Origin of the sequence: Nocardia pseudovaccinii NBRC 100343, from assembly GCF_001613225.1 — a bacterium.
In the GTDB taxonomy this organism is placed as follows: domain Bacteria; phylum Actinomycetota; class Actinomycetes; order Mycobacteriales; family Mycobacteriaceae; genus Nocardia; species Nocardia pseudovaccinii.
This window is the reverse complement of record NZ_BDBY01000280.1, coordinates 1-14701: the sequence shown is the minus strand read 5'-3', so window position 1 is coordinate 14701 and position 14701 is coordinate 1. Positions and strand designations below refer to the sequence as shown.

The 14701-nt window shown below is 66.0% G+C and carries 13 protein-coding genes; 4 read left to right on the top strand and 9 right to left on the bottom strand.

The window, feature by feature from the left end:
* The 3 genes from NP3_RS34280 to NP3_RS34270 form a co-directional block, all read right to left on the bottom strand.
* Positions 1-3412, bottom strand: a 3412-nt coding sequence (locus NP3_RS34280; RefSeq protein ID WP_157124736.1) for a non-ribosomal peptide synthetase, incomplete at its 3' end; no start/stop codon positions are given.
* Between the two features lie 247 nt (positions 3413-3659).
* Positions 3660-4643, bottom strand: coding sequence for a helix-turn-helix domain-containing protein (locus tag NP3_RS34275; protein WP_063045889.1), 984 nt, complete (start codon positions 4641-4643; stop codon positions 3660-3662).
* A 67-nt stretch (positions 4644-4710) separates the two neighbouring features.
* A complete protein-coding gene (locus tag NP3_RS34270) occupies positions 4711-5538 on the bottom strand; it encodes a M23 family metallopeptidase (RefSeq protein ID WP_063045888.1) in 828 nt (275 codons plus the stop codon).
* A 215-nt stretch (positions 5539-5753) separates the two neighbouring features.
* Between NP3_RS34270 and NP3_RS34265 the strand changes: the two genes are divergently transcribed.
* The 4 genes from NP3_RS34265 to NP3_RS34250 all read left to right on the top strand — a co-directional run bounded on the left by NP3_RS34265 (position 5754) and on the right by NP3_RS34250 (position 8032).
* Positions 5754-6818 (top strand): nitronate monooxygenase, encoded by a 1065-nt coding sequence (locus NP3_RS34265; RefSeq protein WP_174566295.1) that lies wholly within the window; start codon positions 5754-5756, stop codon positions 6816-6818.
* A 60-nt stretch (positions 6819-6878) separates the two neighbouring features.
* Positions 6879-7271 (top strand): SCO5389 family protein, encoded by a 393-nt coding sequence (locus NP3_RS34260; RefSeq protein WP_063045887.1) that lies wholly within the window; start codon positions 6879-6881, stop codon positions 7269-7271.
* A 132-nt stretch (positions 7272-7403) separates the two neighbouring features.
* Complete coding sequence (locus NP3_RS34255) at positions 7404-7628, top strand: type II toxin-antitoxin system VapB family antitoxin (RefSeq protein ID WP_063045886.1); 225 nt, start codon at positions 7404-7406, stop codon at positions 7626-7628.
* On the top strand, positions 7625-8032 hold the full coding sequence (locus tag NP3_RS34250) for a PIN domain nuclease (protein WP_063045885.1): 408 nt from the start codon (positions 7625-7627) through the stop codon (positions 8030-8032). The genes NP3_RS34255 and NP3_RS34250 overlap by 4 nt, the downstream gene beginning before the upstream one ends.
* A 74-nt stretch (positions 8033-8106) precedes the next feature.
* Here NP3_RS34250 and NP3_RS34245 read toward each other — a convergent pair whose 3' ends face one another.
* The 6 genes from NP3_RS34245 to NP3_RS49390 form a co-directional block, all read right to left on the bottom strand.
* Positions 8107-9744: a long-chain fatty acid--CoA ligase gene (locus NP3_RS34245; RefSeq protein ID WP_063045884.1), complete on the bottom strand. Its 1638-nt coding sequence runs from the start codon at positions 9742-9744 to the stop codon at positions 8107-8109.
* Positions 9745-9964: 220 nt separating this feature from the next.
* Positions 9965-11077, bottom strand: a complete 1113-nt coding sequence (locus NP3_RS34240; protein ID WP_084509390.1) for a cation diffusion facilitator family transporter — start codon at positions 11075-11077, stop codon at positions 9965-9967.
* Positions 11074-11469 (bottom strand): ArsR/SmtB family transcription factor, encoded by a 396-nt coding sequence (locus tag NP3_RS34235; protein WP_063045882.1) that lies wholly within the window; start codon positions 11467-11469, stop codon positions 11074-11076. Before NP3_RS34235 ends, NP3_RS34240 begins: the two co-directional genes overlap by 4 nt.
* A 133-nt stretch (positions 11470-11602) precedes the next feature.
* A complete protein-coding gene (locus tag NP3_RS48420) occupies positions 11603-12154 on the bottom strand; it encodes a C40 family peptidase (protein ID WP_063045890.1) in 552 nt (183 codons plus the stop codon).
* Positions 12155-13352: 1198 nt separating this feature from the next.
* Positions 13353-14201 carry a hypothetical protein gene (locus tag NP3_RS34225; RefSeq protein WP_063045881.1) on the bottom strand — a complete coding sequence of 283 codons (849 nt, stop codon included), beginning with the start codon at positions 14199-14201 and terminating at the stop codon, positions 13353-13355.
* A partial coding sequence (locus NP3_RS49390) for a P-loop NTPase family protein (RefSeq protein WP_169814626.1) occupies positions 14201-14701 on the bottom strand: 501 nt, incomplete at its 5' end. The genes NP3_RS49390 and NP3_RS34225, both read right to left, overlap by 1 nt.

Sequence of the window (14701 nt, the reverse complement as noted above, 5' to 3'; positions counted from 1 at the left end):
GCTCGTCGAATTCGCGATAGGTCAGCGTCGCGGAGCGACTCGATGAGGGGTGGTGGTCGGGCGACGGGTGGGCCAGCTCGGCCCCCTCGTAGGCCACCGCGACCGCATCCGGATGCGCCGCCACGGCACGGCGATATCCGTCGAGCAGTAGTTCCGGCGCGACCGGATGCGCGGTGTCGTTCCAGTCCCGCAGCATCCGCTGCCGCTCGTCGGGCGCGAGCAGCTCGAGCTCCCCGACCACCAGGTGCGGATCCGCGGCCACCGCGCCCAGCACCCGATTCAGGCGCTGCGCGAAACCGGCCACCGTCGCCTCGTCGAAAAGGTCGGTGGCATAGGTGAACGATGCCGCGAGACCGTTCGCCGCACCATGGTCCTCGCGCGGCACGACGGTCAGCTCGAGATCGAACTTCGCCTGCACGACTCCCAGATCGATGCCGGAAACGGTGAGGCCGGGCAGCTCCAGTTCGGGCCGGTCCATGTTCTGGAAGGTCAGCATCACCTGGAACAGCGGATGCCGCGCCATCGAACGCACCGGATCGAGCAGCTCGACCAGTCGCTCGAACGGCACATCCGCATGTCCGAAGGCCGCGACATCGGCCCGCCGGAAGTTGCGCAGCAAATCGTCGAACGATAGTTCGGGGTCGACCTCGCCACGCAGCACTAGCGTATTGACGAACATTCCGATCACATTGTCGAGTGCGGCATCCCCACGACCGGCAACAGGCGTTCCGACGGCGATGTCGGTGGTCCCGGCCAGCCGGGACAGCAGCACCGCGAGTGCCGCGTGCACCACCATGAACAGCGTCGAATGATGATCGCGGGCAATCCGTTCGAGCGCGGTATGCACCTCGGCATCGATCTCGAAGGCGAAGACGCCGCCGCGGCTGGACAGCACCGCCGGACGCGGCCGATCGGTGGGCAGCGCCAATTGCTCGGGCAGCCCGGCCAATTCGGTACGCCAGAAGGCGATCTGCTGAGCCAGCAGTGAATCCGCGTCGTCTTCCGCACCGAGCACCGTCCGCTGCCAGATCGCATAATCGGCGTACTGCACGTCGAGCGGCTGCAGCTGCGTACCGGCACCGACCGACCGAATCGAATAGGCGGACATCAGATCCCGCGCCAGCGGCCCCATGGAGAAACCGTCGGCGGCGATGTGGTGCACCACGCACACCAGCACCTGCTCGGATTCGCCGAGCCGCACCAGACGTAGTCGGATCGGCGGCGCGACGGCGACATCGAAACCGGCGACGGCCGCGGCGATGACCAGCTCGGGCAACTCGGCCGCATTCGCGGATACGATCTCGAGCTCCGGCACCGCACGGGCATCATCGATCGGCAATACGACCTGGATGCCCTCGCCATCGATCTCCGGATACACCGTCCGCAGCACCTCGTGCCGCGCCACCAGATCGCGCGCCGCCGCACGCAGCGCCTCGACGTCGAGCACTCCGGACAACCGCACCGCCAGCGGAATGTTGTTGACGCCGCTGGCCGGATCGAAGCGGTTCAGGAACCACATGCGCTGCTGCGCGTAGGAAAGCGGAATCCGATCCGTGCGCGATTGTGCGGTCAAAGCATGTCCGGCCGCCGCGAGTACTGTCACCCGTTGAGCGAGTTCGGCGACTCCGGGGGCCTCGAATATCAGCTGCACCGGCACCCGCGTGCCCAGCGCGGTACCGATGCGCGCGGCGGCCTGTGCGGCCAGCAGCGAGTTGCCGCCGAGTTCGAAGAAGTCGTCGTCGACACCGACGTCCACACCGTCGGCGAGCAACAGCGCCGCGTACACCTCGACGACGACCTGCTCTTCCCGCGTGGACGGCGCACGGAACGCCCGCGCTTCGAAAACCGGATCGGGCAGCGCGGCGCGATCCAGCTTGCCCACCGGCGTCAGCGGCAGTTCGTCGAGCACCACAATGGCCGTGGGCACCATGTACTTGGGTAGCGAACGCTCCAGTGTGGCAACGAGTTCGGCGGTATCCACGACGGCATCGGTGCGTGGCAGCACATACGAGACGAGCGCGGTCGTACCCGAAGGCAATGTCTTGCCGAGCGTGGTCGCGAAATCCACATCCGGATGCGCGGTGAGCGCGCTATCGATCTCGCCGAGTTCGATGCGCAGACCGCGAATCTTCACCTGGAAATCAGAGCGGCCCAGATACTCCAGTACGCCGGTTTCGTTGCGCCGCACCAGATCTCCGGTCCGGTACAGCCGCGCACCCGGCGCACCGGCTTCCGCACCGAACGGGCTGGCCACGAATCTTTCCGCGGTCAGTCCGGGCCGTCCGAGATAGCCCTGCGCCAGCGCGGGTCCGCCCAGATACAACTCGCCGACAACACCCGAGGGCACCGGCCGCAAGCGCGAATCGAGCACAAAGGCCCCGACTCCGGCGACGGTGCCGCCGAGGGTGACCGATGTGCCGGGTTCCATCTGCCCGGTCGTGACCATGACCGTGACCTCGGTCGGGCCATAGGCATTGAAAACGGCCCGCCCGTCCCGCGCCCAGCGCTCGACTAGTTCGGCACCGAGTCTGTCGCCACCGGCCACCACGGCCCGCAGTTCGTTCAGCCCGGCCGGATCGACCGATTCCAGCGCACCCGGGGTGATCAGCAGATGGGTAACCCGTTCCCGGCGCAGCAGATCCGCGAGCTCGGCACCGCCGAATACCGTCGGCGGCGCGATCACCAGCGTCGCCCCCGCCGAGAACGTGAAAAGCAGCTCCATCAGCGAGAAGTCGAAGCTCGGCGAACTCAGGTGCGTCACCCGCGAATCGCCCGTCAGCGCATACCGTTGACCGATCGCGGCCAGCCCGGCCAAACCGGCGTGCGTGACCACGACGCCTTTCGGCCGCCCGGTGGAACCGGAGGTGTAGATGACATAGGCCGGATGCCGCTCATCGAGCCGCCGCACCCGATCGGCATAGGAGACCGGCCGCTCCGGCTGCCCGGCGATCCGCGCGGCCACCACTGGGTCATCGAGTTCGATCCAATCGACCGATGTGCCGAGCACCGCGCGATGCGCGGCGGTGGTCAGGCCGAGCGCAGCGCCGGAGTCCGACACCATGTGCGCGATCCGCTCCGCGGGATAGGCCGGATCCACCGGGACATAGGCCGCACCCGTCTTCGCGATCGCCCACACCGCGAGGACGGACTCGACCGATCGAGCCAGCGCGGTAGCGACAATGTCACCGGGGCCGATGCCGCGTGCAATGAGTTCCCAGGCCAGAAGCGAGGACGCCTCGTCGAATTCGCGATAGGTCAACTCGCGCTGGTCGGCCGGATCACCGGTCGGATCGAAGCGCACCGCGACAGCATCGGCGGCAGATTCGACGGCGGCGGTGAGCAGTTGACCGAAGAGTGGGGTGCTTGCTCGGCGCCGACGGTTGGTCCGAACAGATCGACTCGCCCTATCCATTCCCAACCATTCGCCTTTCACATCGAGCACATGGCAGGGTCGAACAACCGCACACGGAATTCCGCCGCCGCATTCGCTCCTGCGCAACGCAATCGGGTAGTCGTCTTGGCGAGAGCTAACTATCCGCGAATAAGGAGTGCGTGGCGCTACCTCCGAATCCGTTGTGACACAAGCCCTCAAACATCCCGGGACACTGATCGTTCAGCATTCGTCCCATGTTGTCCACTCGAGCGTTCACTTGCTCGAGCTATAGCCATCCTCGCCTCGTCGCCTGTACGCCCGCCTGGAACCGGGTGCTCGCACCGAGCCGCTCCAGCAGCCGCGCCGTGCGCCGGACCACGGTTCGGCGGGACATGCCGAGTCGGCGAGCGATGGTGTCATCGGTCGCACCCAGGCCCATCAGGGTCAGAATCGCCTTATCCCGCTCGTCGAGTTCGTCGGCGGCCGGGTTCACCGAAATCGGCGCCGCGAGCGACCACAGCACATCGAAAGTCTTGACCAGCAACCGCAATCCGGGCGATCCGGTAATGCGCAGACCCATCGGGTCCGGGCGACGCTCGTCCGCGTGCAGGACCAGGCTCGCGCGCTCGTCATCACTGATGATCAGCTTGAACGGCGGCTCAGGCAGAGTGCGCGCCTGCGCCCCACTGGCATTGGTGGACAGCGCGTGCCGCAACCTTTCCGCATCCTGGTAAATAGTGTCCTGATATAGCGTCTGGTAGCGGATGCCGTCACCGATCCGAGAGCGCTTGAGCAGGAACAGCTGTCGCTCGCGTTCCGGATCGCTGAGATAGGGACCGCGTTCGATCACCTTGACCGTGTTGCGGGCCGAGGTCTGGACCTCCTCGAAATCCGCGAGCATCTCCAGGCGTTCGAAGACCGGCACGATCGCGCCACTGGTGCGCGGTGAGCGGCGCACCGATCGGAACGTCTCGCTCAGTCGTGCGGCCGCGGCGTGCATCTGGTTGATCTCGTGCTGCCTGCGCCGCGCCTCGGCCTCGGACAGCGATTCGGGGGCGTGCGCATCCCAGATGGCCTCACCGTCGGCGGAGAGCTGACTGACGGCGGCCTGCAGGTCGGTCAATACCTCCAGCGATGCGGCGGCGGTCTCCTTCGAGACGCCCAGATATTCGGCGACCTCACCCAGGCTGGATCGCGGATGATGCACCAGCACGGCGTACGTCCGTCCATGCGGTGATCCAGGCTCGAAGATATCGCCCAGCGCAGTCATCGCCTGAGCCTAACGACCGTACGGTCCCCACGGGGACCCCGTCGGAATATCAAGCCGGGCAAGAAAATCAGTGCGCCGACGGGCCCCACTGCAGCGGGACACCCTTGGCTGCCAAGTACGGCATCGGGTCGACCTTGTTGCCGCCCTGATCCCAGATCTCCAGGTGCAGATGCGGTCCGGTCGAATTGCCGCGGTTGCCGACGGTGGCGATGACATCGCCCGCGTTCACATGCTGCCCGGCGTGCACGAACATCTCGTTGACGTGGCCGTAGACCGCAATGGTGCCGTCGTCCTGCTGGACCCGCACCCACAGGCCGAAGCCGGAGGCCGGGCCCGCCTCGATGACGGTGCCGCTGCTCACCGAGTGGATCGGCGCGCCGAGCTGATCGGCGAAGTCGAGGCCGTAGTGGAATTCGCCCCAGCGGGAACCGAATCCGGAGCTGATCTCACCGGCGACCGGACGCACCGCGGGGGCCGGGGCGAACTGCTGCTGCGCGCCCTTGAGGATCTGTTCGACCTGGGCCAGCGGGCCCGCGATCTCCGGCGGCAGATTGCTGATGCCGAACGGATTGGCCACCGCGTCCGCGATCGGCGCGGCCACCGGAGTGGCCGTGACAGCCTGCGCGGCTTCGGCGACCGGGGCCGCGGCCTTGGCCTCTTCGACAGGTAATTCCGCCGTGCCCTTGAACGTGATGGGCGCGGCGGCTTCCTCGTCCCCGTCGTGCGCACCCGGCAGGAGCGGGGCGGCAATGGCAGGCGCGACCTGGGCCGCGGTGCCGATGAGGGCGCCGGTCGCGACGGCGACACCGGCCGCGATCTTCACCCGGTCGGTGGTCGACGGCTCGGCGCGATGCCGCGTCGGCCGACCCGCAATGCCGTCGCCGATGAGGCTCATGACGGTGATGGAACTGGGGCCTACCCGATGCTGCGACAAAGCTGGTCCTTGCGCTCGACCTACAGTGACTCAATGGCTTCCGAAGTTTTGTAACGTTTCGGCATCCGTTGTGACGGGAACTCTACCCCGTCGTGACCATTCCGCAACCTTATCGGCTGAAGTCGCTGTTTAAGGCCTGGTCAGACGTGCGGGTCGGCATCACGAAGCCGTGACCTATGCGCCAGACTGAACCCGTGATCCTCGACGAGTTGAGCGTTCCGATCGTGCTTGCGCCGATGGCGGGCGGGCCGTCCACACCGGAGTTGACCGCGGCGGTCTCCGCGGCGGGCGGCCTCGGCCTGCTGGCAGCCGGATACCTGACCGCGACCGATACCGCGGCACGACTCGCGGCCACCCGCGAACTGACCACCGCGCCGTTCGGCGTCAACCTCTTCACCCCGGGCCCCGCCGCCGCGCCCGAGGATTTCGCCGACTACCTCGCCGAGTTGAGGCGCACCCATGAGGTCGGCGTCCCGAAGTACGACACAGATGAATGGGACGCCAAGCTCGAGTTGCTCACCGATGCGCCGGTCGCGGTGGTCACCTTTACCTTCGGCTGCCCGAGCGCCACCGAGGTCGCCCGGTTGCACGAGGCCGGTTCGGAAGTCTGGGTGACGGTCACCTCGGCCGCCGAGGGCCGCATCGCGGTCGAGGCGGGTGCCGATGTTTTGATCGCCCAGGGCGCGGAGGCGGGCGGGCATCGCGGCACCTTCATCGATCGCGTCGCGGATGACGCCACCGATCCGCTCACGTTGCTCGCACTGCTGCAGATCCTCAACGCGACCGTCGACCGGCCGATCGTGGCCACCGGCGGCATCACCACGGGGGCGGGCATCGCGGCAGCACTCGCGGCTGGCGCGGCGGCCGTGCAACTCGGGACCGTCTTCCTGCGCTCGCCGGAAGCGGGCACCAATCCGGTACACCGCGCCGCGCTGGGCGCCGACACCCCGACCATGCTGACCCGCGCCTTCACCGGCCGCCGGGCGCGCGGCCTGCGTAATCGGTTCATGGACGAACACTCCGCGACAGCTCCGGCCGCCTATCCGGAAATCCATTACGCCACAGCGCCATTGCGGGCCGCGGCACGAGCGGCGGGCAATCCGGACGATGTGAACATGTGGGCTGGCCAGACCCACACGCTGGCACCCGAGCTACCGGCTGGTGAACTGGTCCGCACCCTGGCCGCCGATGCGAAAACCGCGCTGACCACAGCACTTTCGGGTCGAATCCAGTCTTGTTGACAACAGTTTCCGTTTAGAATCGAGGGGCATCGCAACAGCCATCCAGGTCAGGAGAGCGCTATGTCCCTCGATGTTCCCACCGCCCTACTCGAACGCGCCGAACGCGGCGAGGTCGACGACGCCGACTTCGTCGAGGTCGTGCGAGTCTCGCTCCCGTATGCCTGGGAGGTCGTCAGCCGGGTGGCCGGTGAGCTGCATTCCGGCACAGCCGAATTCGCCGACAATGTCGTCGCGCCGCCCGATGAGGTGGCCCGTGGACAACTGCTGCGCGCCATGGCCTCCGACGCCATCCGCGGCGGCCTGGAACGCCATTTCAACGTGAAGCTCGCCTTCCAGAACTGCCACCGCGTAGCCGCCTTCCCGATCGCCGCCGTCGGCGGCGAGACCTACTCCACCTTCATCGGGACTCGTGCCCAACTGCTGAACCAGAGCCCCGAACTCCGCAACTGCTGATCAGTTCGCAGGTCGGCGCGATCGAGATTTCGGTCGCGCCGACCTGCGTCTGATCACCCGGCTATGGTGGCCGGATCCCGGGCGGTGATATCATATTCTTGAAATAGATATCATCAGATCAGGGGGTTCCAGATGGCACGAACAGTGATCGACGTCGACGATGATGCCCTTACCGAAGCAGCAAGGTATTTGGGCACCAGCACGAAGCGAGACACCGTCAACGCGGCCCTGCATGAGATCATCGACCGTCGACGCCGCGCTGCCGCTTTGGAGCGCATGCGCCAAATGGTCGACGCCGGTGAGATCGACTTCTCAATCCTCGAACCGGGAGCGCATCGCGACGAGTCCGTCGCGTGACAGATCTCTTCCTTGCGGACACCAGTGCTCTGGTGCGCATTTACCGTAGACAAACCGGACCCCAGTGGGATCAGATGGTCGCCGCAGGCGTCATCGGGATTTGCGAACCGGTGCGACAGGAATATCTGCGCGCTGTTGGCGGCAAGGTCGCCTATTTCGCGGCAGAGGGCCTACTGCGCGAGACCCTCCCCTATTACGTCATGCGGGATTCATCGTGGGACGACTGCGCCGACCTCCAACGCCGACTCGCAGACAAGGGTTGGCACCAGTGCGCGAGCCCGATTGACCTGCTGGTTGCCGTGACAGCACAGCATCACAGCCTCACTGTGCTCCACGCCGACAACGACTTCGAGACCATCGCACGGGTCACCGGCCAGCCAGTTCGGCGTATCGACCGGCAGTAGCTTCGGCTCCTTTGCCGCAGCAGACGGGGATTGCCCTGCAGTACAGGCGCATTCCACGTCCGCTGCGGAGCAGTTCAAGACAATGTAGTGACGGTCAGATCGCCGTCGGCGTACTGAGCGCGCAGGCGCTTCTTGTCGAATTTGCCGACGCTGGTCTTGGGGACCTCCGCGATGAAGGTCCACCGTTCCGGCAGCTGCCATTTGGCGAATTTGTCGGCGAGGAAGTCGCGCAGTTCCTCCGGTTTGGCCTCGGTACCCTCGGCGAGCACGATCGCGACCAGCGGGCGCTCGTCCCACTTCTCGTCCGGCACACCGATGACCGCGGCCTCGGCGACGGCCGGGTGGCCCATGACCGCGTTCTCCAGATCGACCGAGGAGATCCATTCGCCGCCGGACTTGATGACGTCCTTGGAGCGGTCGACCAGGGTGAGGTAGCCGTCCGGGCTGATCTTGCCGACATCGCCGGTACGCAGCCAGCCATTGTCGAACTTGTCGGGATCGATCACCGCGCCGTCCGGGGCATAGTACGACCCGGTGATCCAGGGACCGCGAACTTCCAACTCGCCCAGCGACTCTCCGTCATTGGGGACCACGGTGCCGTTATCGCCGACCAGGCGGGCCTGCACACTCGCCGGGAAACGGCCCTGGGTGAAGCGGTACTCCCATTCGTCCTCACCCGCTACCCCGGCGGGCGGATGCGCGACGCTGCCGAGCGGGGAGGTCTCGGTCATACCCCAGGCGTGCAGGATGCGGACGCCGTGCTTTTCCTGGAAGGCGCGCATCATCGACGGCGGCACCGCCGAACCGCCCACGACCACCGAACGCAGATGCGAGATGTCCTGCGGCTTCGCGGCCAGTCCGGCGAGTACGCCACCCCAGATGGTCGGGACGGCGGCGGCGAAGGTCGGCTGCTCGGCGGCCATCATTTCCAGCAGCGGACCCGGCTGCAGGAAGCGGTCGGGCATCAGGACATTCGCGCCCGACATCAGCGCCGCGTACGGCAGGCCCCAGGCATTGGCATGGAACAGCGGGACGATGGCGAGCACATAGTCGCGGTTGGAGAATCCCATGCTGGTCGGCTGGCACACCTGCATGGCGTGCAACCAGTTGGAGCGGTGCGAATACACCACGCCCTTGGGGTCACCGGTGGTGCCGGAGGTGTAACACATTGCGGCGGCGGATCGTTCGTCGATCACCGGGAAGTCGAAGGTATCCGGCTGCGCGGCGAGCAGTTCGGCGTAGGAGTGCACTTGGACGCCCTCGGGGGCCTGCAGCGCGGCGGCATCGCCATTGGCCACGATGACGTGGCGGACGGTCTTCAGATTGGGCAGGTACTGGGCGAACATCGGCACCAGCGTGCCGTCGACGATCACCACCTGGTCCTCGGCGTGATTGGCCACGAAGACGAGTTGCTCCGGGAAGAGCCGGATATTGAGCGCGTGCAGCACCGCCCCCATCGCGGGTACCGCGATATAGGCGACCATATGCTCGTTGTTGTTCCACATGAAGGTGCCGACCCGATCGCCGTCACCAATTCCCAAGGCGCGCAAGGCATTTGCCAAGCGAGCCGATTCGGTGCCGAGCTCACGGTAGGTCATGGTGCGTACGCCGGTGCCGGTCCAGGTCGAGACAGTCGAATCGCCCATGAACGTCGATGCGTAGCGCAGCAACGTCGCCAGCGACAACGGCTCGTCCTGCATGGTGCTCAACATCGGTACTCCTTTTTCTATGGTGGCTACGGCAGCCTGCCGACCATGAGCCACATCACACCGGGGATGCTACCCAAGAGTAGGGCGCACAGAAGTCCCCATAGCCAATCCCATCAGCAGGCAGGCGCCATCAGTTTGGCCAGCTGGGTCGCGATTGCGAGATGAGTCGAATGGCGGCCCCCAGGTGCCCGAGAACCGCCATCCGACTACGCTCGACGACCCGTCAGACCGCGGAGTGAGCGGGGTAGGCGTGGACGAGGGCGCTGTCGAGTTTGGGCACGGCATGGGTGAGGGTGTGCTCGGCGCCGTGGGCCAGGCGGTGGGCGTCGGCCAGGGTGATGCTCGGGGCGACATCCAGCTCGACATCGGCATGCAGGCGGTGGCCGATCCAGCGCATTCGAAGGCTGCGCACGCCGAGCACACCGGGTTCGGCGACCAACGCCTGCTCGGCGGTGCTCACCAGGGCGGGCTCGACGCCATCCATCAAGCGACGGAACACATCTCGCGCGGCCGTGCGCAGCACGGCGAGAATCGCGATCGTAATCAGCAGTCCGACAATGGGATCGGCGAGCGGGAACCCGAGCGCGACACCACCCGCACCGATCAGCACCGCCAATGAGGTGAATCCGTCCGTTCGCGCATGCAATCCGTCGGCCACCAGTGCCGCCGAGCCGATCCGCCGCCCGACCCTGATCCGGTACAGCGCGACCGTCTCGTTGCCGACAAATCCGATGAGTCCCGCTGCCGCAACCCAACTCAGATGCTGGATCTGCACCGGTTCGATCAGTCGGCGCACCGCCTCGTACCCGGCGATGATCGCGGACAACGTGATCATCCCGACCACGAACAACCCGGCCAGATCCTCGGCCCGCCCGAACCCATAGGTATAGCGCCGCGTCGCCGCCCGCCGACCGAGCGCGAAGGCGATCCACAGCGGCACCGCGGTCAGCGCATCGGAGAAGTTGTGAATGGTGTCCGCCGCCAACGCGACCGAACCGGAAACCAGCACGATCAATACCTGGAGCACCGCGGTCAGCCCGAGCACCGCCAGGCTGATCTTCACCGCGCGGATGCCGACGGCGCTGGACTCCAGCGCACCGTCGATGCTGTCGGCGGCGTCGTGGCTGTGCGGTATGAAGATCTCGCGCAGCGCACCGCGCAGTCCACCCGGATGGTCGTGGTCGTGGTGCACACCGTGGTCGTGGTCGTGCCCATGATCGTGGTCCGGACGGCGCGAATGTCCGCGCTCATGATCGTGGTCCGCACCATGCGAATGCCCGTGGTGGTGACCACGCGAAATGTTCTGCCATCGTTCAGGGTTGCGCTCGTGACTCATTCCGCCACCGCCTGATCGCGAGCAGGCAGTTCGCGTACGGAACCTTCGCCGCGGTGATGCGGAGGTACGCCGGGGCCCGAATGTTCGGCGTTGTACACCGCATCCACGACCAACTGGCGGACGTGTTCGTTCTCCAGGTTGTAGAAGATGGTGGTTCCAGCGCGGCGGGTCCGGACCAGACGAGCCATGCGCAGCTTGGCCAGGTGTTGCGATACCGAGGGGCCGGGTTTGCCGATGTGACCGGCCAGATCATTGACCGAGAGCTCCCGGTCGACCAGCGCCCACAGGATCTGTACGCGGGTCGAGTCGGCCAGCATGCGGAAGACCTCGACGACCAGCCCGACCTGGTCCTCCGCAATCGGCAGCCGCAGTGGCTCGTTATCTGCATTCATACGCAGATAATAGAACTATGGTGCGTCAGATGGAACGGTCTCTTCGGACCGGCCCGACGGCGACATCCCTGCACGGCCGTCGGCAGACCGGTCCGCTCCAGCTCATCGGTTCAGTCGGTGTGACTCGTCGCGGTCAGTACCGACGGGCGCCCGCGTAGGGCATCGAGGACATCGGCGACATGATCACGCCCGTTCCATAGGTCGAAGCGTGGATGACCTTGCCGTCACCGGCATAGAGGGCCGAATGGCTGCCGTTGTAGAAGGAAACCACGTCACCGGGTTCGAGCTCGTCCTGGGCGACCGGGGTGCCCGCGGACAGCTGCTCGTAGCTGGTCCGCGGCACCTTCACCCCGGCCTGCTTATACGACCACTGCACCAGCCCGGAGCAGTCGAAGACATCCGGCCCCGTCGCGCCCATGCTGTATCCGGTGCCGACCTTGGCGCGTGCCGCGTCGACCGCGATCTCACCGTGCGTGCGTTGCGGCGCCACCACGGGCGGCGATGCGGGCGGCTTGATGCCGAGAACACTGCTGAGGTAAGCGATTTCACTGCGGAACATATCCGCGGGCACCGTAATCCCGGTCCCCGGAATCGTCGCGAGCGCAGGCGGCTCGGCACCGGGGGCTGCGCCGGGCGCTGATCGCCCGGCCTCCGGAGCCGAACGTTCGCCCCACGGAATCACCACGGGCAGTGAGCGCCCCGTCTGCGGCGCGGACCGCTCCGCGCCGGGGATCGCGAGCGGAGCAGACCGCTCCAACCCGAGCACCCCGGCGGGTATCGAGATTTGCGCACCCGGAACCCCCAGCGGAATCGAAAGCTCCTTCCCGCGGACCTCGACCGGCGCGATCTCCGGGACAGCGACCGGATACTCGACCGCGGGAATCAGCGGGAGTTCCGCACGCTCGATACCCAGAGCCCGCAAGGGCACCGCGAGTGCGAGACCCGGAGCAGTCAGCGGCGCCGAAAGTTCCTTGCCCTGCATCGCGACCGGCGCCGCACCCGAGGGAGCGATGTAATTCTCGACCGCAGGAATAAGCGGAAGCGTCGAACGCTCGACACCCAAAGCCCGCAAGGGCACCGCGAGCGCGAGACCCGGAGCAGTCAGCGGCGCCGAAAGTTCCTTGCCCTGCATCGCGACCGGCGCCGCACACGAAGGCGCAACCTCAATAGTGGAAATCAATGGAAGTGCCGAACGCTCGATATTCAAAAACGCGAGGGGCGCGGTGAACTTCACACCCGGAATCGTCGGTGGAATCGAAAGTTCATTACTCGGAACCCCGAGGGGCACCTCGAGTTCCGCACCGGGAACGGCCGAAAGTTCCTTCCCCGGAACTTCAGCCGGTGCGTTTTCCGAAGGTACGACGGAATCCGCTACCGCGGGAATCGGAGTGGGCAATGTCGGCCCATCCGCCGGAACTTCGATGCCGGGAATCGAAATCTGATCCGGGACTTCGAGTGTCCCGATACCCGGAATGGTCAGCGGTTGCGCTGACGCCTGACCTCCTGCGAGCAGTGTCGCGACGATGGCCGCGCCTGCGATGACTCCCGCGCCGACGGCCCATGGGAGCGCGCGCCGCAGGAAACGAGAATATCGACCCTCCGTAGTTGATGCCATGATCCGGTCCTCCGATGCTCGTATCGAAGTTCCTGGCTGGCCGTCGACGCCGAACTGCATTGGCGTTCAGGACTTCACCAAGACCTCGAATGAATTCGAAAACCATCACGGTGATCTTTAGTCCAGCGGATCCGTGCGCCATGTTTCGCGCAACCCGCGCCAATTATGCGACACGACACGCGCATTGACGATAACAAAAGTGTAACTAAACGGAAAGGCCCCGCAGCAGAATCGCTTCCGCAGCGGGACATTCCGGCATCGAAATGGCTCAGGCGATGATCTGTTCTTCGATCTGCTCGGCGAGAGTTCGCAGTTTCGCGGCGAATTCGCGCGCCGCCGCCGGATCATTGTTCGAGCCCTTGACAACTCGGCGCGTCAGCGCGGCGAACCGCGATTCCACCGCGGCGAACAGATCGACGGCCCGCTCACTCGATTGATCCCGCAACTCCCCGCGCAGCCAGGCCTGCAGCAATTCGACCACCTCGGCCTTGTCGAACCGCTCGGGCAGCAGCGCGACGGCCTCGCGGAGTTTGCCCGCGGTGACCTTTACATCGTCGACACCGGCGATCGTGGTGTACACGGTGACCGCCGCGTCTTCGCCGTGCTGGGCGGCCACCGGCAGCAGTTCGCGAACCTGTCCCTCATTGATCGCGGGGGCGACCGGATGCAATTTGGCGGCGAGCGGCCAGGCCCGAATCAACTTGTGCGCGTATGACCGCTGCATATCCCAGCGCTGCTCCACATAATCGTCGAAGCTCGCGTGCCGATCCCGGTAGAGCCGACCGTCGCGCACGATTTGCAGCGCGCGCCCGGCCGACCAGAAGGCGACCCGCAGGCCGTCGATCGAGGATTCGCAGGCGGTCAACTGCGCCTGTTCGCGATCGTCGAGCGGCCCGTCCAATGCGGTTTCGTTCGGCGCGGGCAGCGGCATCGTCAATACATTCGCCTCGACTGCCGGCGCGATCACCTCCAGCGACGCCGCGCTCAGCGGACCCGTTCGCCACTCGGCATCCCGCAGCGGGGATACCGGCGGCGTGTGCTCGGCACTATCCGCCAGCGGATTCGCGCCGCCGATCGACCCCTTACCGATGGAACCCTTTCTGCGCTGCGGAGGCATCAGGCGGGCACCTCAACCGCGACCCGGTACGGACTCACCAGCTCCTCGCCGACCCGCCGATACTCACCGAGATCCATGATCGGATTCTCGGCGCCCTCACCGACCTCCCCGTCGGCCGCCTCCCGGTACCACTTCCACGCGCTCAAATAGGATTCGAATACGTCGTAGCCCGCATCCTCCAGATTTCCGCGCTGCGTGCGGTATTCGGTCGAGACATTCACGCCGTTCTTCATCGTCACCGGCACCTTGGTCATCAATACTCGCACCCGGATCTCGCGGCCGCTATCCGCCGCGGCCTCCTCGGCGGCCTTATAGGTACTCGGCACCCGCTTGACCTCCGATGGGCTGACGCTGGTCAACAGAATCAGCTCATCGCTCTGCGGTATCGCGGCCTTGAATATCTCGGCCGACTCGCCACCCGCATCGACGATGATCACATCGAATTTCCCGGCATTGTCGGTAATACAGTCGTCGACATGCCGGGACGGGAAGGCGATCAG

Coding starts and splice junctions, on each gene's coding strand:
- NP3_RS34275 (WP_063045889.1), bottom strand. CDS start 4,643: ATGACTGCGCTGGGCGATATCTTCGAGCCTGGATCACCGCATGGACGG.
- NP3_RS34270 (WP_063045888.1), bottom strand. CDS start 5,538: ATGAGCCTCATCGGCGACGGCATTGCGGGTCGGCCGACGCGGCATCGC.
- NP3_RS34265 (WP_174566295.1), top strand. CDS start 5,754: ATGCGCCAGACTGAACCCGTGATCCTCGACGAGTTGAGCGTTCCGATC.
- NP3_RS34240 (WP_084509390.1), bottom strand. CDS start 11,077: ATGAGTCACGAGCGCAACCCTGAACGATGGCAGAACATTTCGCGTGGT.
- NP3_RS34255 (WP_063045886.1), top strand. CDS start 7,404: ATGGCACGAACAGTGATCGACGTCGACGATGATGCCCTTACCGAAGCA.
- NP3_RS34260 (WP_063045887.1), top strand. CDS start 6,879: ATGTCCCTCGATGTTCCCACCGCCCTACTCGAACGCGCCGAACGCGGC.
- NP3_RS34225 (WP_063045881.1), bottom strand. CDS start 14,201: ATGCCTCCGCAGCGCAGAAAGGGTTCCATCGGTAAGGGGTCGATCGGC.
- NP3_RS34235 (WP_063045882.1), bottom strand. CDS start 11,469: ATGAATGCAGATAACGAGCCACTGCGGCTGCCGATTGCGGAGGACCAG.
- NP3_RS34245 (WP_063045884.1), bottom strand. CDS start 9,744: ATGTTGAGCACCATGCAGGACGAGCCGTTGTCGCTGGCGACGTTGCTG.